Origin of the sequence: Kitasatospora sp. NPDC001547, from assembly GCF_042894165.1 — a bacterium.
In the GTDB taxonomy this organism is placed as follows: domain Bacteria; phylum Actinomycetota; class Actinomycetes; order Streptomycetales; family Streptomycetaceae; genus Kitasatospora.
Map to the genome: position 1 here is coordinate 129,862 of NZ_JBIAVL010000007.1, position 17,439 is coordinate 147,300.

Below are 17,439 nucleotides of genomic sequence, written 5' to 3' on the forward strand. Positions count from 1 at the left end.
TCGTCGAGCTAACGGCGCAGCAGGGACAGGTCGTACGGGTGGACCACCTGGTTCGCGACGACCACACGCCGCGCTCCCCACCCCAGGGCGATGCCGGCCTGCGTCACGGTGGCGACCGTGACGCCCCAGGCCCCCGCGGCCAGCTGCCGTTCGACGATGGGGCGCGTCATGGTGGTCTTGATGTGCGGGGCCAGCTCGACGCGGTGATCACGGCACCAGGCCGCCATGAGCCGGATGTTGTGCTCCAGCGCCCGCGCGTCGAGGCGCAGCTGCGGCAGCCGGGCGCTCGGGCGTCCGCCTCGTGGCGTCTCGTGGTCCATGGGCTCCTCCGGGCGCGGCACCCGGGGGCCGCCGGGCGATGGGGGGCGTGCACGTGCGACGGAGCGCGGGTCGCGGCGGACGCGCGCCGACGGCTCCCAGGCCGCGGACGCCCGTCGACGCCGGGTCCGCGACGTGCTCGACACAGGAATGCTCCTGACATCAGGGGCCGCAGGGGCATGTCCTCCCGGCCAACGTTGGGCGAGCGGACTTTGCCGGTTAGGACAAACCTTCCGGGCGGTCGGGGCTGAGAGTCTGTGGCGCATGGCCATCTCAACAACGTTGTCCGAGGTCGTGGGCTCGGCGGTACGCCCGGGAGACCCAGGACTGTCCGTCGGCGTCTACACCGACGGGAAGCTGATCCACCAGGCGTCGGCGGGGCTGGCGAGCGTGGAGTTCCAGGCGCCGGTCGACACCCGCACGCGGTTCGACATCGCCTCCGTGAGCAAGCAGTTCACCGCCGCGGCCGTGCTGCTGCTGTGCCGGGAGGGGCGGCTGTCGCTGGACGACGACATCCGCACGCACCTGCCGGAGCTGAAGCTGGCGGTGCCGGTGACCGTCGGTCAGTGCCTGCGGCACACGGGCGGTCTGCGGGACTGGCTGGCCCTGACGGCGATCGCCGGCCGCCCGCTGACGAGGATCACCCAGGACCAGACGCTGGCCTTCGTGGCGGGGCTGAGCGAGGTCGACTTCGAGCCGGGGACCGCGTTCTCCTACTCCAACACGGGCTACGTCCTGGCCGCCTCGCTCGTGCGCCGGCTCACCGGTCGCACCCTGGGGGAGTTCACCACGGACCGGATGTTCGCCCCGCTGGGCATGAACGACACCGTGTTCCGCGAGGACAGCCGGGAGCCGTTGCCGCGGTTCGCCTACGGGTACGACGTCACCCGCGCCGGCGTGCGGCGCGCCGACACCGAGGAGTCCGCGGTCGGCGACGGCGGCCTGGCCACCAGCGTCGCCGACCTGGCGCCGTGGTTCGGGTTCCTGCAGGACGGCCGGGTCCTGGGCGCCGACATCCGCGACGGGCTGCTGCGGCGGGCCGACACCGGGGACGGGCAGGAGTGGCCGTACGCGCTGGGCCTCTACCACACGACGATCGCGGGCCACCCGGCGTTCGGCCACGCCGGCGGCGTCCCCGGGTACCGGTCCCAGCTGCTGTTCATGCCGGACACCGGCCTCGGCGTGGCGCTGCTGGGCAACAACTCCTCGATCGACGCCGCGAAGCTGGCCACCCGGGTGCTCCGGCTGGCCGCCGGGCTGCCCGAGGACGATCCCGTCGAGCTGACGGCGGGCCCGGCGGCCGCCCGGCCCGCCGCCCGGCTGGCGGGGGACTGGCTGGATCCGCGCTCCGACCTCACCCTGCGGATCGAGGCGGTGGGCGACGGCCGGATCCGCGTCCACGGCGCGCCGTGCGCCGGCGAGTTCGCACCGGCCGTCGACGGCAGCTGGCAGGGCCTGCAGGACAGCGCCGGCTTCTGGCTGCGGGCGTCCCCCGACACGGTCACGATCGGATCGGTGTACCGCCCCGGCCGCGCCACGCAGTACCGGCGCTGTGCCCCCGCGACGGCCGGGGCCACGCTGCCACCGGCCGTCTACCGCAGCGCGGAGCTCGGCATCCTGGCGACGGTCACCCGGGACGGCACGCTCGAACTCGGCCTGGAGTTCGTCGGGACGATCGAACCGGCACCGGACGGCGCGTTCCGTGCGGGCGGCGGGATCAGCCTGCGCCCCAGCGGCGACGACCTCCTGATCAGCACACAGGGCGTCCACCGGCTGCGCTTCGTCCGACAGCCCGACGACACCGCCCCCCTGGGCCTTCCCCCCGGCCTCAAGCCCGCGAGCTGACGGCCCCCCACCCGCCGCCCGCGCCGCGCCGACCGCCCGAGGCGTCCCTCACCGGCGTCCACCCCACCCGGTCCACCCCCTGACGAGGACTCCCCCATGACCCCAACTCCGCCACGCCGCCGAACGGCCCGCGGGCTGGTCGGCGGCGCCCTGACCGCGAGCCTGCTGCTCACCGGATGCGCCACGGCCGCCGGCGACCCGGACACGCTCACCATGGCCACCACGAGCCCGCCCAACGTGCTCGACATCGCCCACGGCTTCACCGGTCCGTGCACCCTGGTGCAGTTCGCGGTCCTGGAGTCGCCGGTGACGAGGGACGAGAACGGCAAGGTCGTCCCGCAGCTGGCGCAGTCGTGGACCGAACCGGACCCGGTCACCTACGTGTTCAAGCTGCGCCAGGGCGTGGTGTTCTCCGACGGCTCCCCGATGACCGCCGAGGACGTCGCGTTCTCACTGGAGCGGCACACCGATCCGAAGGTGGCCTCCGAGGCGGCGAGCATGGTGGCCGCCGTCGAGTCGGTGCGCGCCACCGGCCCGGACGAGGTCACCGTCGTGCTGAAGGCCCCGACCCAGACGTTCCTGTCGAACGTGGCGGTGATGTGGCAGGTGGTGCCCAAGAAGCTCGCCGCGGCGCACCCGCAGGACCTGGGGACGCCGGCCTCCCCCACCCTGGGCACCGGGCCGTACAAGGTCACCCGGTTCTCCGGCACCGAGGGCATCACCCTCAAGCGCAACGAGAACTACCGGGGCCCCAGGCCGGCCGTCGGCACGGTGAAGGTGACCACCATCACCGACCCGGAGACACTGCGGCTGGCCGTCTCCTCCGGGGAGGTGGACGGGACCGTCCAGGTCCCGCCGCGCGACATCCGCAAGTGGGCCCCGCTGAAGGACGTCAGGACCCGGTTCTACGCCGGCAACTCGATCGCCTTCCTCGCCCTCAACGTCACGTACGGCCCGCTCGCGGACGTCCACGTCCGCAGGGCCGTCGCCCACGCGGTGAACCGGGAGGCCACACAGCGGCTGGTCGTCGGCGCCAAGGCGTCACCCGCGACCACGATCCTGACCCATCCGATGCTCCGAGCGCTCTACGGCGACGACTTCCAGAGCGCGGTCGACCGGTTGCCCCGGTACCCGTACGACCTGGCCGCGGCCAGGGACGAACTGGGGAAGTCCGCGTACCCCCACGGCTTCGAACTGCCCGCCGACTACAGCACCGGCAACAACACGGCGGACGCCCTGCAGGCCCTCACGGCGGACCTGGCCAAGATCGGAATCAAGCTCAAGCTCAACCCCCTGCCCGACGACGGCTACCGCGCCAAACGGATCCGGCACGACGGACTCACCCTGGGCATGAGCGATCTGTCCTACGCCACCCCGGACCCGGGCGAGCTGCTGCCGGACCTCGTGTCCAGCGTCGGGGCGAAGCCCTACGGCTTCAACTTCGCCCAGTTCCGGAGCCCGCGGCTGGACACCCGGGTGGACACGGTGCTCGCCCTGAAGGACGGCGAGGAACGCCGGCAGGCGGTCACCGAGATCCTCACCGAGACCGCCGAGCAGGCCGCGTACATCCCGCTGTACAGCGTGGACTCGGGCATCGCCCTGAACAAACGGTTCACCGAGAACGTCGGAGTGTGGACACTGAACGTCCTGGCCGAGATCAAGCCCGCGGAGACCGGATGACCGCCGCCCTGCTGATCGCCCGGCGGCTGGCCTCCGCCGTGGTCCTGCTCGGGGCGATGTCGCTGCTCACCTACGGGCTGCTGTCCCTCACCCCGGACGGACCCGTGCAAGCGCTGCTCGGCGACCGCCCGTCGACCCCGGAGACCATCGCCGCGATCCGCGCCCAGTACCTGCTGGACGAGCCGTTCCCGGTGCGGTACTGGCACTGGCTGAGCCAGGTGCTGTCGGGCGACTTCGGAACCTCCCTCCTCGCCAGGCAGCCGGTGCTGACGGTGGTCGGCGAGCGCCTGCCGGTGACCGCCACGCTGGCCGGCTGCGCGATGGTGCTGACCCTGCTCCTCGGCATTCCGGCCGGCATGGCGGCCGGGCTGCGCCGCGGCAAGCCGCTCGACCAGGGCGTCACGCTGGTCGCGCTCGTCGCGCTGTCCTTCCCGCCGTTCGCGCTGGGCCTGCTGCTGCTGTACGGCTTCGCCGTCGAACTGGGCTGGTTCCCCACGTACGGGGGCGGGGACCTGCGGCACTACACCCTGCCGGCGATCGCCCTGTCGCTCGGTCAGGCGGCCGTGCTGGTGCGCCAGACCCGCGCCGCCACCCTCGACGTCGGCGCCCAGGACTACGTCACGTTCGCCCGGGCCCGGGGCCTGGGCCGGATGCGGACCTGGGGGAGCTACTCCCTGCGCAACGCCGCGCTGCCCGTGCTCACCGTCGCGGGACTGCTGGCCGCGGCGAACCTGACCGGAGCGGTGTTCGTGGAACAGACATTCAGCCTGCCCGGACTGGGATCGCTCCTGGTCCAGGCGGTGAACCAGAAGGACATCGCCTTGATCCAGGCCTTGGTACTGCTCGGTGGCGCCGTCGTCATCGGCGTCAACCTGCTGGTGGACCTGGTCTACCTGGTGGTCGACCCCCGCGTCCGGCACGGAGCCCCCGCGTGAGCGCGGCGACGACGACCCGGCCTGGCGCCCGGGAAGACGGCCGGCGGCCCCGGCCCGCCGGCGGCCGCGCCCTGACGACGACCGCGCTGGCGGCCCTCGCGGTCATCGTGCTGGCCGCGGTCCTCGGAGACTGGGCGGCCCCGTACGACCCGGCGCTGCAGAACGTCGAGCTGGGCCCCGCAGGCCCGAGCGCGACCCACCTGCTCGGTACCGACGACCTGGGCCGTGACGTGCTGTCCCGGCTGCTGGCAGGCGCCGGGACCGCGCTGGTCGCCCCGGTGCTGATCGCCCTCGGCACGACCCTGCTGGGGACCACCCTCGGCCTGCTCGCCGGCTACCACCGCGGCCTGCTGGACGCCGTCCTGATGCGACTGGGCGACCTGCTGTACGCGCTGCCCGGACTGCTCGTCCTCATCGTCCTGGTGGGCGTCGCCGGCGGCGGAACCACGGTCGCCGTGCTCGCGCTCATCGTCCTGAACGCCCCGGCCGACATCCGGATCATCCGCAGCCTGGCCCTGGGCCAGCGGGAACTGGCGTACGTCGACGCCGCCCGCACCCTGGGCCTGCCGGCCCGCAGGATCGTCTTCCGGCACGTGCTGCCCAACCTGGCGCCGACCGTGACGGCCAATCTGCTGCTCAGCTTCGTCAGCGCGCTGGTCGCGCTGACCGGGCTGTCGTTCCTGGGAATCGGACTGCCGGCGGGCACCCCCGACTGGGGCCTGATGATCCAGGAGAACCGCACCCTGCTGGACCTCAACCCCTGGGCGGCCGTGGCACCGGCGCTGCTCATCATGACCACCGCCATCGCCGCCACCCTGCTCGGCGACAGCATCTTCGAACGGCTCAACGCCGGGAAGGGCGTTGCGCAATGAGCGAACTGCTCCAGGTCCGGGGGCTCACGGTCACCCTCGGGGACCGGCCGATCGTCGACGGCGTCGACCTGACCGTCGCAGCCGGCGAAACCGTCGCCCTGGTCGGCGAATCGGGCAGCGGCAAGTCCCTGACCGCCCGGGCGATAGCCGCACTGCTGCCCCCGCCCCTGCTCGCCCACGGCTCGGTGCGACTGTCCGGGACCGAACTCGTCGGGGCGCCGGAAAAGGTGCTGCGCACGATGCGCGGCCGACGCGTCGGCCTGCTCATGCAGGACCCGTTCACCCAGCTCAACCCGCTGCTGACCGCGGGCGCGCACATCGCCGAGTCGCTTCCCCGCGGCGCCGGCCGCGACCGGGCCGAGATCGCCCGCCGGCTCGCGGAGGTCGGCATCGACGACCCGCACGTGGCCAAGCGGTACCCGTTCCAACTGTCCGGCGGGATGCGGCAACGGGTGGCGATGGCGGCGGCCCTGGCCGGGGACCCCGAACTGCTGATCGCCGACGAGCCCACCACGGCCCTCGACGCCACCGTCCAGCACGAGATCATGCGGCTGCTCACCGGGATCCAGGCGGACCGGGCCATGGCCGTGCTGCTGATCACGCACGACCTGCGCGTCGCGTTCGCCCAGGGCGACCGGGTCCACGTGATGTACGCCGGCCGGGTGCTGGAGGCGGGCCGCGGCCAGGCCGTCGCCGCCGCCCCGGGCCACCCCTACACCGCCGGGCTGATCGGCGCGCTGCCGGCGGTGGAACGCACCGCCACGCGCCTGGCGGCCATTCCCGGCTCGGTGCCGCGCGCGGCCGACGTCACCGACCGGTGCGCGTTCGCCGACCGGTGCCCGCAACGACAGGACGACTGCCTCACCGGCCGGCCCCCGCTGCGCGAGATCGCCGTCGCCCACCGGACGGCCTGCCGGTACCCGATCCGGCCCCCCGCGCCCCCGGCCGCCGACGAGCAGCCGGCCACGGCCAGGCCTGCGAAGCCGTCGGACCGCCCCCTCCTGCTGGTCGAGGGACTGCGCAAGGACTACGGCAAGGTGACCTCACTGGACGGCGTCGACCTGCGCATCGCCCCGGGGGAGAGAGTGGCGCTGGTCGGCGAGTCCGGATCCGGCAAGACGACCCTCGCCCGGTGCCTGCTCGGCCTGGTCGAGGCGAGCAGCGGCCGCATCCTGCTGGACGGCACGGACACCACCCGGCCGCGACGGCTGTCCGCGAGCCGACGGCGAACCGTGCGGACCCTGGTGCAGTGCGTGTTCCAGGATCCCTCCACCTCCCTCAACCCGGCGATGACGGTGGGCGCCACCCTGGCGGAGGCGGCCGCCCGGGCACGGCCCGAGGACCGCCTGCCCGTCGGCGAACTGCTGGAACTGGTCGGCCTGCCACCCGCCTACTCCGGACTGCGCCCGCACCGGCTGTCGGGCGGTCAGAAGCAACGCGTCGCGATCGCCCGGGCGCTCGCCGTGCGGCCCGCGCTGCTGATCTGCGACGAGCCCACCGCCTCCCTGGACGTGTCCGTCCAGGCCCACGTCCTGGAACTGCTGCGCCGCGTCAACGACGAACTGGGCACCGCCCTGCTGTTCATCACCCACGACCTGGCCATGGCCCGGCAGATCACCGACCGCACCGTCGTGCTCCTGCACGGCCGGGTGGTCGAAACGGGTGACACCGACACGGTGCTCGACCACCCCGCCCACGCGTACACCCGCCGCCTGGTGGCCTCCGTGCCGCCGGCACCGACCGGAAAGACAGCCCATGCATGACCTGATCATCTCCGGCGGCGAGGTCCACGACGGATTCGCCTCCGCCCCCGTCACCGCCGACGTCGCCGTCACCGCCGGCCGCGTCACCGCCGTGGGCAAGGACCTCGGGGCGGCCAGACGGACCATCGACGCGACCGGACTGGTGACGGCCCCCGGCTTCGTCGACCCGCACAGCCACTCCGACAGCGTCCCGTTCCTGCCCGACGCGCAGCCCTTCAAGCTGCTGCAGGGCGTCACCACGGAGGTCGTCGGCAACTGCGGCTTCTCGATGGGACCGGCGGATCCCGCGACCGCCGACCTGAGCCCCATCCAACTGGGCGAGCAGACGTTCACGACCTTCGCCGACTACCTCGACGCCGCGGAGGCCGCCGGGCTGAGCAACCACCTCGCCCCCCTGGTGGGCCACAACACCCTGCGCCTGGCGGTGGCCGGTCTGGACCGGCGGCTGCCGCCGGGAGGCCTGGACCGGCTGTGCGCGCTCACCGAGGAGGCCTTCGCGGCCGGGGCCCGCGGCCTGTCCAGCGGCCTCGAGTACGTGCCCGGAGCGTACGCGGACCCGGCCGAACTCACCGCCCTGGCCCGGATCGCCCGCCGGTACGACGGGACGTACGCCACCCACATGCGCAGCGAGAGCGAGGGACTGGCCGACGCACTCGGCGAAGCGGTCGCCATCGCCAGAGCAGCCGGCACCAGGCTGCAGGTGTCGCACTGCAAGGCTTCCGGACGGGCAGTCCACGGCGCGTCCCGGCTGATCCTGGACACCCTGGCCGAGGCCCGCCGCAACGGCGTCGACGCCCGGGCGGACCAGTACCCGTACCGGGCCTTCTGCACGAGCATGTCGGCGATGCTGCCGCCCGAGGCGTGCGAGGGCGGCATGGACGCGCTGCGCGCCCGGCTCCTCGACCCGCGGACCCGGGCGGCGCTCAGGGCGACGGCCGAGGCACCGGGGCCGGGCACCGGCGTCGGGTTGTGGCGGGAGGTCCACCCCGAGGACCTGCAGATCCTGCGGCACACCGACCCGTCGGTGACGGGGCGCCGGCTCGCCGACGTGCTGGCCGGACGGGAACCGTGGGACGTGCTGTGCGAGCTGCTCGTCGCCGACCCGCAGGCGTACGTCGTCTGCCACACCATGGACGAGGACGACGTGCGGACGATCATGGCCGATCCGCTGGTCGCCATCGGGTCGGACAGCGACATCCCGATCGGCCCGAACCACCCCCGCACCTACGGCACCTTCCCCACCTTCCTCGGCGGCTACGTCCGGGACGCCGGCGTGGTGGACCTGGCCGAGGCGATCCGGAAGGTCACCTCCGCCACCGCGAGCCAGTTCGGACTGTCCGACCGCGGCTGGATCGGCCGCGGCTCGGTCGCCGACCTGGTGCTCCTCGACCCCGCGCGGATCGGCCACGCCGGCACCTACGAGCACCCCGACCTGCGGCCGACCGGAGTGACCCACGTGTTCCTGGCCGGTGAACAGGTCATCGCCGACGGCGAGTTCACCGGAGAGCGCCGCGGCCGGATGCTGCGATCGGAGCGGCGATGACGGCCCCCGCCGGGATCACCCTCGGCGTCGTGCTCGACAGCCTGGGAACCGGCCTCCTGCGGCCGCTCGCGCTGCCCCGGGGCCGGGCGGTCGCCGTCGGGGCACCCACCATCCACGACACCGACGCCCCCGGGACGGGGCTGACCGACGCGATCGTCCTGGTACCCGGCCGACTGACCGCCGACGTCCTGGAGTGGGCCGCCGAACACCACGCCAGCGCCGTGGTCATGCGCGCCGGCACCACGGACACGGCAGCGCTGACGCAGGCCGCCGAACGAACCGGAGTGGCGCTCCTGGAACGCAGCGCCGAGATCTCCTGGGGACAGCTCTACACCCTGATCGACGCGCTGCGCGCCATCACGAGCCCGGTCTTCGAACCGGACCGGCACCGGTCCACCGACCTGTTCGCCCTCGCCAACGACATCGCCGTGCGCGCCGGCGGCGCGGTGGCGATCGAGGACCTGTCCATGCGCGTGCTCGCCTACTCCACGGTCCCGGGCCAACTGGTCGACGACCCGCGGCGTGACGGCATCCTCGGCCGCCGCGTGCCCGACCACCCCACCCACGCCGAGGAGTACGCCGCCGTCCTGCGCTGCGACACCGCGGTCTGGAGCTACGAGCCGAAGGAGTACCGGCCGCGCCTGGCCATCGCCATCCGCGACGGCGGCGAGGCGCTGGGCAGCATCTGGGTGCTCCAGGGCGACGAGCCCCTGACGCGGGAGGCGGCGGACGTCCTCGCCGAGGGCGCGCGCCTGGCCGCGCCCCACCTGGCCCGGGTCAGCCTCGCGGCGGACACCGAGCGCCGGCAACGAGCCGAGCGCCTGGGCTGGTTGCTCCGCGGCCAGGGAGCGACCCGGGAACTCGCCGACTCGTTCGGCATACGCTTCGACGCCCCGGCGACCGTGCTGGTGATCGGCCGCCCCGACGACCCGGCCGGCCACGCCCGAGGCGTCTCGCCGGACTCCGCCGCCGAGTACGTCGGCGACCTGCTGCGGATGGGACTCTCCGCCTACCGGCTGGGAGCCGCCGCCGGAGCACTGGACGGCCAGGCCGCGGCGGTGGTCGACACGGCCTGCGACGCCCCCGTGATCCAGCTGATCATCGCGACGGTGCTGGCCCGGGCGAGGGACACCCTCGGCGGCGGCTGGCGGGCGGGGATCAGCCGCACCCTCCCCGGCCTCGCCGACGTCTCGACGGGGCTGAGCCAGGCCAGGCAGGCCCTCACGGTGGTGTGCGGACCGTTCGGCAGGACGGAGATCGGACGCCACGACGAGCTGGCCGCCCCGATCTTCCTGCGGGACGTCCACGAGGCGCTCCGGTACCGCCCGGCCCTGGCCGGCGAACCCCTGTCCACGGTGCTCGACCACGACGCCCGGCACGGCACGGAGTACGAGAAGACCCTGCGCTGCTGGATCGCCGGGCACTACGACGTGCCACGGGTCGCCGAGGCCATGACGCTGCACCCCAACACCCTGCGGCACCGCCTGCGCCGGCTGGCCGAGCTGATCGACCTCGACGATCCCGACCTGCGGCTCGCGCTGGCACTGCAACTGCGGCTACGGCTGCCGGACATCGGCACAAAGGAGGCCCGGTGAACTTGGGCCCGGACGCCAATGGCCCCGGGCGCTCCGCCCAGCAGACTCGCCCCATGGTCGATTTTCCTTCCGCCGACGCGGAACGGGCGGACGTCCGAATCCGGCTGCTTCGGACCGTCCCCGAACTCCAGCAGGCCGACACGGTGCTGCGCACCGTGTGGAACACCCCGGACATCACCGAGGCACCGCTGGCCCTGGACGTGATGTGCGCGCTCGCCCACACCGGCGGCTACGTCGCGGCGGCGTACCTCGGGACGGCGATGGTCGGGGTGACCGCCGGATTCCGCACCATCGGGGACAGTCTGCACTCGCACGTGGCCGGCGTGCTGCCGGGAATGCACGGCCGCGGGATCGGCGCGGCGATGAAGTCGCACCAGCGGCAGTGGGCCGCCCAGGCGGGCCTGACGTCGATCTCGTGGACGTACGACCCGCTGATCCGCCGCAACGCCTACTTCAACCTGCAGCGGCTCGGGGCGGTCGCCCAGGCCTACCTGCCCGACTTCTACGGGCCGTTGGCCGACGGCATCAACGACGGCGACGACTCCGACCGGCTGTTCGTCAGCTGGCCGGTGCACGGGACGCCGCACGCACCGCCGCCGCTGCCGGACCTGGCCGCGGCGCACCCCGTGCTCGAAACGGACGGCGACGGCCAGCCCCTACCGCGCGCCGCGACCGGCGACGTCCTGCGGTGCGCCACCCCGGCGGACGCGGAGTCCCTGCGGCGGACCGATCCGGCCGCCGCCCGGCGCTGGCGGTCCGCGATGCGCCAGGCGCTCGGCGGCGCCCTGGAGAACGGTTACCGGATCGACGGCTTCGACCGCTCCGGCTGGTACGTCCTGCGACGGAAGGAAACATCGGAATGAAGCTGCGCCAGGTCGAGTTGCGCGAGGTGGCCCTGCCCCTGGTCGCGCCGTTCCGGACCTCACTGGGAACCCAGGAACACCGGAACTCGCTGCTGGTCAAGGTGACCACGGCCGACGGAGCCGTCGGCTGGGGCGAGTGCGTGGCCGACGACGACCCGACGTACAGCGCCGAGTACCTGGCCGGAGCCCGGCAGGTGGTCCGCGAGTTCCTGCTGCCCCGGTTGTCCCGGGCCCCCGAGCTGACCGCGGCGCTGGTGCCCGAGCTGCTCCGGCCGGTCAGAGGGAACCCGATGGCCAAGACGGCCGTCGAGATGGCGGTACTGGACGCCGAACTGCGCACCGCCGGCATCAGCCTCGCCCAGTACTTCGGGGCGACGCGCACCGAGCTCGCGGTCGGCGTGTCGGTCGGCATCACGGACACCGTCGACGAGCTGGTCAGCGCCGTCGACGGCTACCTGCGCGCGGGCTACGCCCGGATCAAGCTGAAGATCGAACCGGGCTGGGACATCGAGCCGCTGCGAGCGGTCCGGGAGACGTTCGGCCCGGACCTCGCCCTGCAGGTGGACGCCAACACCGCCTACGGTCCGGCGGACCAGCCCCACCTGCGCCGGCTCGACGCCTACGGGCTGACGCTGATCGAGCAGCCGTTCGCCCCGGACGACCTGCTGTCGCACACCCGGCTGGCGGCCCGCATGGACACCCCGATCTGCCTGGACGAGTCGATCACCTCGGCCCGGGACGCGGCCACCGCCATCCGGCAGGAGGCCTGCTCGATCGTGAACATCAAGCCCGGCCGGGTCGGCGGGTACCTGGAAGCCCGCCGGATCCACGACCTGTGCCTGGCCAACGGCGTACCGGTGTGGTGCGGCGGCATGCTGGAGACCGGGCTGGGACGGGCGGCCAACCTGGCGCTGGCCGCGCTCCCGGGCTTCACCCTGCCCGGCGACATCTCGGCCTCGGCCCGCTACTACACCCGCGACATCACCGACCCCTTCGTCCTCCACGACGGCCGCCTGACCGTCCCCACCGGCCCGGGGATCGGCATCGTGCCCGACCCCGACGCCCTGGAGGCCGCCACCACCTCCACGGAAACCCTCACCGTCTGACCGGCCGTAGGGCCCCGGGCACCGCCGCGCGGCGCCCGGGGCTCCTCCCGGCCGGTCGGACCGCCCGAGCGAAAGGAACGCATCGGTGACCAGGAACGCCTCGGTGAACATGTCGGTGAACACGTCGGGGACAAGGAACGGCGAAGACCCGCGCCACTCCCCGCCCCCGGCAGGAAGCCGTCACCGGCGACGGTTCGCAACGGGGGGAACGCGCCGGCTCAGGAGGGCGATGGTGGTGACGGTGACCGCCGCACTCGCCCTCGGCGTGGCGGTGGCGGCTCCGGCGCAGGCCGCCCACGCCGGCGACGACCGCCCCGCCCCCGGCAGCCGACAGAAGGGTCTCGCACGGGAGCTGGACCAGGCCCTCGAGCGCGCCTCCGCCGATGTCGGCGACCCGGGAGTCCAGGCGGTGCTGATGAAGGACGGCCGCGTGGTCTGGTCGTCGAACCGGGGCACGGCGAACCTGGAGTCCCGAACGCCCGTCACCGACAGGACGCTGTTCTACTACGCCAGCTTCGGCAAGCAGGTCATCGCCGCGTTCGCCCTCCACCAGGTGGAAGCCGGCGTGCTCGACCTCGACACGCCGATCAGCACGTACCTGGGGGAGGAGGTCGCGGGTTCGCACGCCGTCACGGTGCGCATGCTGCTGACGCACACCAGCGGCTACCCGAACGTGTACGCCGACCCCGCTGTGGCGCCGCTCCTCCCGTTCGCGTCCCCGGGAGCCGAGGACCGGTACGACCCCGACCGGCCGTGGTCGTTCGCCATGCTCAACGCGGGCATCAGAGAACCGGTCGAGCCCGGTGCGCGCGAGGAGTACTCCAACACCGGCTACCTCGTGCTCGGCCGGGTGCTGAGCAGGACGGCGGGCGGTGACGAGGCGCTCGAGCGCGCCATCCGGCGCTTCCTGGGGCGCGCGGGCGACGTCAAGCCGATGACGGAGGACCAGATCACCCTGCAGCGGTCCGAGCGCGCGCTGCGCCGGTTCGCGCACGGCTACCTCCAGCGGGACGACGGATCGCTGACCGACGTCTTCACCGCCTACGGCGCCACCGGCATTCCCACCGACATGTACGGCATGCCGTTCACCGACGGGCTGTTCGCCGGCACCGCCCGCGGGGCCGCCCAGTTCCTGGACGCGCTCTTCGTCCGCGACAGGCTCCTGTCGCCGGGGACCGTCGACGCGATGATCACGCCCTCACCGCAGTCGGCCGCAGCGGGCGGCAGCTACGGGATGGGCACGGACCGCGCCGTCGTGGGAGACCGGATCTGGCAGGGGCACCGCGGAGGCTACCCCGGGTTCACCGCGCAGGGCGCGACGGATCTCGAGCGCGGAGTGACGCTCGTCGTCGTGACGAACAGGTACGCCTTGCCGCGCTCTCCCGCGGACGTCATCTGGGAGCGGCTCGCCGAGACGTACGCGAGGGTCGCACGCTGAGCCCGCCCCGGCGGTCCCGGCGGTCCCGGGGGATCCGGAGGACCGGCTACCGGCGGTTCGGCGGAGCGGCGTCCGCTGCCCGACCGGCGTCCGCTGCCCGCTCTCGGGCCGCCATCACGTCCTCGCCGTGCTCGAAGGCCCAGGCGCCGAACGCCCCGATCGGCTCCAGCAGCGTCCGCCCCAGCCCGGTGAGGGAGTACTCCACGCGCGGCGGCGACCCGGCGTACGCGCGGCGCTCCACCAACCCGTCGGACTGCAGGCGGCGCAGCGTCTCCGTCAGCACCTTGGGGCTGATCCCGCCGATCCGCCCGCGCAGCTCACCCGGCCGCGCGGGCGCCTCCCGCAGCGCCCACACCACCACCGCGTTCCAGGTGTTGGCGAGCAGGTCGAAGGCGAGCCGGGCACGGCAGTCGGCGAGGAAGCCCTGATCAGTGGTCACTTACCAGATGGTGCCCGAGCGACCTCCTAGTGTCGTCCCGAATTCGACGCACGCCACCACAGGAGGGGCTGGACTGATGAGGATCGGAATCGCCGGCACGGGCACCATGGCACGGGCGCTGGGCACCCGCTGGGCGCTGGCCGGGCACGACGTCCTGGTGGGCGGGCGCGACACCGGCCGCGCCGCCGCGCTGGCGGAGCGGATCGGCGCCCGGGCGGGGACCCTGGAGGACGCGGCCCGGCACGGCCGGGACGCCGTGCTGCTGGCCGTGCCGTACGCGGCGGCGACCGGCGTGGTGGCGGCCCTGGGCGGCGCCGTACGGGGCCGCACGCTGATCGACTGCACCAACCCGGTGGCGCCCGGCTTCGTCCTGGAGACCGGCGGCGGCCCCTCGGCGGCCGAGCGCATCGCGGCCGCCGCGCCCGGCGCGTCCGTGGTCAAGGGGTTCAACCTCTGCCACGAGAGCGTGTGGGGCCTGACCCCGCCGGTCTTCGGCGGCCGCCCCCTCGCGGTGCCGCTCTGCGGCGACGACGAGGCGGCCCTCGACACGGTGCGCAGCCTCGTGCGCGACCTGGGCTGCGAACCGGTCAACGGGGGAGGACTCGACCGGGCGGGCCTGCTGGAGGCGACGGCGGCGTTCCTGATCGGCCTGTGGGTGGGCGAGGGCGTGGACGCCCAGGCGATCGCCCCGCCGCTGGAGTACGCGGGGGTGGGCGGGGCCTGACCGGCGCGGTCAGGCGTGGTGGTCGAACTCGCCGGATTTGACGCCGGAGAGAAGGGCGGCGAGGGCGGTGGGGGTGGTGCGGAGGATGAGGTGGGCCTCGTCGGACTCGCGGAGTTCGACCGCCCCGGCGACCGTGCGCACCTCCACGCACTCGTTGGTCGCGCCGCTGTAGCTCGATTTCTGCCACGACTCAGGCATAGCTGTCTTCCGCTTCTAGCCTTGCTCCCCTCGCCCAGGCAGGGCGAGGGGAGCGGAGGGGAACTGTCAGGCACGGTGGTCGAACTCGCCGGCCTTGATGCCGGAGAGAAGGGCGGCGAGGACGGCGGGTGCGGCGCGAAGGATGATGTCGCCCTCGTCGGATTCGCGGAGTTCGACCGCCCCGGCGACCGTGCGCACCTCCACGCAGTTCTCGACGTTTCCGCTGAAGGAGGACTTCTGCCACTCGGTGTCGGTCATGACGGGCCTTTCATAGGTTCTGTGCGATCTTGTGGATCAAGTCACGAGAGTCGGTCTCACTCAGGGCCGAGGCTTCAGTGCGATCGAAGATGAAGCGGTAGCTGCTCAGCTCGCTGACGGCATCGAGATATTCGGGCCCTTGGGAGGACTCCCGTTCGACTGTGTCGAGCTCGGGGACGGCGCCGAAGGCGTAGGTGAGGTTCTCGGCAGCCCCGGGGAAGGTTTCGATGTCGAAGGGCACGACTCGGACGGCAAGCCAGGGTAGCTCGGAGTCTTCGAGCAGCGAAGAGAGCTGCTCCTTGAGGATTGGAGTGCCGCCGAACCGTGTCCAGAGGACAGACTCATAGATGAAGAGTGTCGTCGGCTTCGGGTTGCGACGCAGGTCTGCCTTGCGTTGCATTCTGAACGCCGTGCGTGCTTCCAGCTCATGCCGGGGCAGCGGAGGAAAGACGCGTCCGAAGACAGCCGAGGCGTAGCCGAGGGTTTGGCAAGGTCCTGGCATGTGAGTGAGAAGCCACAACTTGAGCTCGCGGCAAGTCTTCTCCAGCTCCGCGTTCTCCAGGAAGCCGTCCGGGACCGTGCCCCGGTACTCCTCCCACCAGCCCTTGGACCGATCCAGGACTATGGCTTCCAGCGCATCGATCAAGGGCTCGTTCATGCATTTGCAGGCAGCCGCGAAGGAGCGGAGCCGTTCGGGGCTCACACCGACCTTGGCCGCCTCGATCTGGCTGACCTGCGTCCGGTCGATGCCGAGTGCTCTGCTCAGGTTGGTGGTCGACAGGCCAGCGGCCTCGCGCATCTTCCTGAGCTCGGTGCCGATGCGCAGTTGACGCAACGTTGGGTGTGCTCGTGGCGGCATTCGAACCTTCCTGGCCAGTGTGGACCAAGTCTGCCGCGCTGTTGTGTGCAGGGTCCACCTGAGGGTGAACCTATCCAGAATTGGGATCACATGTGATTCCGATGGAGTATGGTCGATCTCACATCGATCCGACGGATCGTCAGTAACGCCTGCTAGCAAGCACCGAAGAGCAGCCACATCCATCTCCACCGGCCTTGCTCACGGCGACCCATGCTCCGCCGGTTCCTCCCCACTCACGCCTCGGGAGAACTCCCATGCGTCACATCAACACCCCCACCATCGCCATCGCGCGGCAGACCCTCCGCACCACCATGACCCGCGTCGGCTGGTCCCCCTCCGCCATCTCCGACGCGCAGCTCGCCCTGTGCGAGCTGCTCGTCAACGCCTGGCGCCACGGGGACACCCCCGCCCCGCTCGTCCAGGTCATCTCCACCAACGGCAACCTCCGCGTCTCGGTCACGGACCAGAGCCCGATCCTCCCCGTCACCCCACTGCTGTCCCTGCTGGCCGAGTCCGGCCGGGGCCTCCAGCTGGTCGAGGCCCTCACCCACCGCTGGGGCGTCGACTCCCACGAGCGCGCCAAATCCGTCTGGTTCGAGCTGGACGGTGCCGCGTGATGTCCCGCCGCCACCCGATGCTGCCGACCGACCCCCGGATCCGGCACTACACCGACGACCACATCCGCACCCTCCTCGCCGAAGTCCAGGAACGGGGCCGGAAGTTCGGGCTGGTCTTCCCCTCGGCCTCCACCGACCAGACCATCGACGGCCGCGTCCTCGTCCGCTTCGGCACCGCGCCGGCCTCGACCCTGCTCAACCTCCTCGTCCTGCTCCTCGACGCCGAACGCGAACTCCCGTGCGGTTCCTGATCGGGACGGCCTTCGCCGTCCTCCTCGCCCTCGCCTTCGCGACCGTCGCCCTGGGCGTCGTCACCGCCCTCCGCGCGGCCCCGCCCGACGAGGACGCCTGACCCGCCACCCGCCGGCCCCCGCCGCCCACGCGCC

At 72.8% G+C, this 17,439-nt stretch carries 18 protein-coding genes; 13 read left to right on the top strand and 5 right to left on the bottom strand.

The window, feature by feature from the left end; translation table 11 throughout:
* Window positions 1–8 precede the first annotated feature (8 nt).
* Complete coding sequence (locus tag ACFY0X_RS15860) at window positions 9–320, bottom strand: hypothetical protein (RefSeq protein WP_387754439.1); 312 nt, start codon at window positions 318–320, stop codon at window positions 9–11.
* A 262-nt stretch (window positions 321–582) separates the two neighbouring features.
* Here ACFY0X_RS15860 and ACFY0X_RS15865 point away from each other — a divergent pair, with 262 nt between their 5' ends.
* From ACFY0X_RS15865 to ACFY0X_RS15910, 10 genes are all read left to right on the top strand, one after another.
* On the top strand, window positions 583–2,163 hold the full coding sequence (locus ACFY0X_RS15865; protein WP_387754442.1) for a serine hydrolase domain-containing protein: 1,581 nt from the start codon (window positions 583–585) through the stop codon (window positions 2,161–2,163).
* 96 nt (window positions 2,164–2,259) lie between these two features.
* The gene (locus ACFY0X_RS15870) at window positions 2,260–3,843 is read left to right on the top strand and encodes an ABC transporter substrate-binding protein (RefSeq protein WP_387754445.1); all 1,584 of its coding nucleotides are present in this window, start codon (window positions 2,260–2,262) and stop codon (window positions 3,841–3,843) included.
* Entirely contained in the window at window positions 3,840–4,778 is a 939-nt protein-coding gene (locus tag ACFY0X_RS15875) for an ABC transporter permease (RefSeq protein WP_387754447.1), read from the top strand. The genes ACFY0X_RS15870 and ACFY0X_RS15875 overlap by 4 nt, the downstream gene beginning before the upstream one ends.
* The gene (locus tag ACFY0X_RS15880) at window positions 4,775–5,650 is read left to right on the top strand and encodes an ABC transporter permease (protein WP_387754450.1); all 876 of its coding nucleotides are present in this window, start codon (window positions 4,775–4,777) and stop codon (window positions 5,648–5,650) included. The genes ACFY0X_RS15875 and ACFY0X_RS15880 overlap by 4 nt, the downstream gene beginning before the upstream one ends.
* On the top strand, window positions 5,647–7,413 hold the full coding sequence (locus ACFY0X_RS15885; RefSeq protein WP_387754452.1) for a dipeptide ABC transporter ATP-binding protein: 1,767 nt from the start codon (window positions 5,647–5,649) through the stop codon (window positions 7,411–7,413). Before ACFY0X_RS15880 ends, ACFY0X_RS15885 begins: the two co-directional genes overlap by 4 nt.
* Window positions 7,406–8,956 carry an amidohydrolase family protein gene (locus ACFY0X_RS15890; protein ID WP_387754454.1) on the top strand — a complete coding sequence of 517 codons (1,551 nt, stop codon included), beginning with the start codon at window positions 7,406–7,408 and terminating at the stop codon, window positions 8,954–8,956. The genes ACFY0X_RS15885 and ACFY0X_RS15890 overlap by 8 nt, the downstream gene beginning before the upstream one ends.
* The gene (locus ACFY0X_RS15895) at window positions 8,953–10,551 is read left to right on the top strand and encodes a PucR family transcriptional regulator (RefSeq protein WP_387754457.1); all 1,599 of its coding nucleotides are present in this window, start codon (window positions 8,953–8,955) and stop codon (window positions 10,549–10,551) included. The genes ACFY0X_RS15890 and ACFY0X_RS15895 overlap by 4 nt, the downstream gene beginning before the upstream one ends.
* Before the next feature lie 53 nt (window positions 10,552–10,604).
* Window positions 10,605–11,414 (top strand): GNAT family N-acetyltransferase, encoded by an 810-nt coding sequence (locus ACFY0X_RS15900; RefSeq protein WP_387754459.1) that lies wholly within the window; start codon window positions 10,605–10,607, stop codon window positions 11,412–11,414.
* Window positions 11,411–12,520 carry an o-succinylbenzoate synthase gene (gene menC, locus ACFY0X_RS15905; RefSeq protein ID WP_387754462.1) on the top strand — a complete coding sequence of 370 codons (1,110 nt, stop codon included), beginning with the start codon at window positions 11,411–11,413 and terminating at the stop codon, window positions 12,518–12,520. The genes ACFY0X_RS15900 and menC overlap by 4 nt, the downstream gene beginning before the upstream one ends.
* A 229-nt stretch (window positions 12,521–12,749) precedes the next feature.
* Window positions 12,750–13,958: a serine hydrolase domain-containing protein gene (locus tag ACFY0X_RS15910; RefSeq protein WP_387754464.1), complete on the top strand. Its 1,209-nt coding sequence runs from the start codon at window positions 12,750–12,752 to the stop codon at window positions 13,956–13,958.
* Window positions 13,959–14,004: 46 nt separating this feature from the next.
* Here ACFY0X_RS15910 and ACFY0X_RS15915 read toward each other — a convergent pair whose 3' ends face one another.
* Window positions 14,005–14,397 (bottom strand): winged helix-turn-helix transcriptional regulator, encoded by a 393-nt coding sequence (locus ACFY0X_RS15915; protein WP_387754466.1) that lies wholly within the window; start codon window positions 14,395–14,397, stop codon window positions 14,005–14,007.
* 76 nt (window positions 14,398–14,473) lie between these two features.
* On the opposite strand from ACFY0X_RS15915, the gene ACFY0X_RS15920 reads away from it, so the two are divergent.
* A complete protein-coding gene (locus ACFY0X_RS15920) occupies window positions 14,474–15,121 on the top strand; it encodes an NADPH-dependent F420 reductase (RefSeq protein ID WP_387754468.1) in 648 nt (215 codons plus the stop codon).
* Between the two features lie 9 nt (window positions 15,122–15,130).
* Here ACFY0X_RS15920 and ACFY0X_RS15925 read toward each other — a convergent pair whose 3' ends face one another.
* From ACFY0X_RS15925 to ACFY0X_RS15935, 3 genes are all read right to left on the bottom strand, one after another.
* Complete coding sequence (locus ACFY0X_RS15925) at window positions 15,131–15,319, bottom strand: DUF397 domain-containing protein (RefSeq protein WP_387754471.1); 189 nt, start codon at window positions 15,317–15,319, stop codon at window positions 15,131–15,133.
* A gap of 66 nt (window positions 15,320–15,385) precedes the next feature.
* Window positions 15,386–15,577, bottom strand: coding sequence for a DUF397 domain-containing protein (locus ACFY0X_RS15930; RefSeq protein ID WP_387754474.1), 192 nt, complete (start codon window positions 15,575–15,577; stop codon window positions 15,386–15,388).
* 10 nt (window positions 15,578–15,587) lie between these two features.
* On the bottom strand, window positions 15,588–16,436 hold the full coding sequence (locus ACFY0X_RS15935) for a helix-turn-helix domain-containing protein (RefSeq protein WP_387754477.1): 849 nt from the start codon (window positions 16,434–16,436) through the stop codon (window positions 15,588–15,590).
* 254 nt (window positions 16,437–16,690) lie between these two features.
* Here ACFY0X_RS15935 and ACFY0X_RS15940 point away from each other — a divergent pair, with 254 nt between their 5' ends.
* A complete protein-coding gene (locus tag ACFY0X_RS15940; protein WP_387754480.1) occupies window positions 16,691–17,053 on the top strand; it encodes an ATP-binding protein in 363 nt (120 codons plus the stop codon).
* Window positions 17,053–17,304 carry a hypothetical protein gene (locus tag ACFY0X_RS15945; protein WP_387754483.1) on the top strand — a complete coding sequence of 84 codons (252 nt, stop codon included), beginning with the start codon at window positions 17,053–17,055 and terminating at the stop codon, window positions 17,302–17,304. The genes ACFY0X_RS15940 and ACFY0X_RS15945 overlap by 1 nt, the downstream gene beginning before the upstream one ends.
* Window positions 17,305–17,439: the final 135 nt, after the last annotated feature.

Excerpts from the sequence above, each read along its gene's own strand:
- ACFY0X_RS15860 (WP_387754439.1), bottom strand. The coding sequence starts at position 320 with ATGGACCACGAGACGCCACGAGGCGGACGCCCGAGCGCCCGGCTGCCG.
- ACFY0X_RS15865 (WP_387754442.1), top strand. The coding sequence starts at position 583 with ATGGCCATCTCAACAACGTTGTCCGAGGTCGTGGGCTCGGCGGTACGC.
- ACFY0X_RS15870 (WP_387754445.1), top strand. The coding sequence starts at position 2,260 with ATGACCCCAACTCCGCCACGCCGCCGAACGGCCCGCGGGCTGGTCGGC.
- ACFY0X_RS15875 (WP_387754447.1), top strand. The coding sequence starts at position 3,840 with ATGACCGCCGCCCTGCTGATCGCCCGGCGGCTGGCCTCCGCCGTGGTC.
- ACFY0X_RS15885 (WP_387754452.1), top strand. The coding sequence starts at position 5,647 with ATGAGCGAACTGCTCCAGGTCCGGGGGCTCACGGTCACCCTCGGGGAC.
- ACFY0X_RS15890 (WP_387754454.1), top strand. The coding sequence starts at position 7,406 with ATGCATGACCTGATCATCTCCGGCGGCGAGGTCCACGACGGATTCGCC.
- ACFY0X_RS15895 (WP_387754457.1), top strand. The coding sequence starts at position 8,953 with ATGACGGCCCCCGCCGGGATCACCCTCGGCGTCGTGCTCGACAGCCTG.
- ACFY0X_RS15900 (WP_387754459.1), top strand. The coding sequence starts at position 10,605 with ATGGTCGATTTTCCTTCCGCCGACGCGGAACGGGCGGACGTCCGAATC.
- menC (WP_387754462.1), top strand. The coding sequence starts at position 11,411 with ATGAAGCTGCGCCAGGTCGAGTTGCGCGAGGTGGCCCTGCCCCTGGTC.
- ACFY0X_RS15910 (WP_387754464.1), top strand. The coding sequence starts at position 12,750 with ATGGTGGTGACGGTGACCGCCGCACTCGCCCTCGGCGTGGCGGTGGCG.
- ACFY0X_RS15920 (WP_387754468.1), top strand. The coding sequence starts at position 14,474 with ATGAGGATCGGAATCGCCGGCACGGGCACCATGGCACGGGCGCTGGGC.
- ACFY0X_RS15925 (WP_387754471.1), bottom strand. The coding sequence starts at position 15,319 with ATGCCTGAGTCGTGGCAGAAATCGAGCTACAGCGGCGCGACCAACGAG.
- ACFY0X_RS15930 (WP_387754474.1), bottom strand. The coding sequence starts at position 15,577 with ATGACCGACACCGAGTGGCAGAAGTCCTCCTTCAGCGGAAACGTCGAG.
- ACFY0X_RS15935 (WP_387754477.1), bottom strand. The coding sequence starts at position 16,436 with ATGCCGCCACGAGCACACCCAACGTTGCGTCAACTGCGCATCGGCACC.
- ACFY0X_RS15940 (WP_387754480.1), top strand. The coding sequence starts at position 16,691 with ATGCGTCACATCAACACCCCCACCATCGCCATCGCGCGGCAGACCCTC.
- ACFY0X_RS15945 (WP_387754483.1), top strand. The coding sequence starts at position 17,053 with ATGTCCCGCCGCCACCCGATGCTGCCGACCGACCCCCGGATCCGGCAC.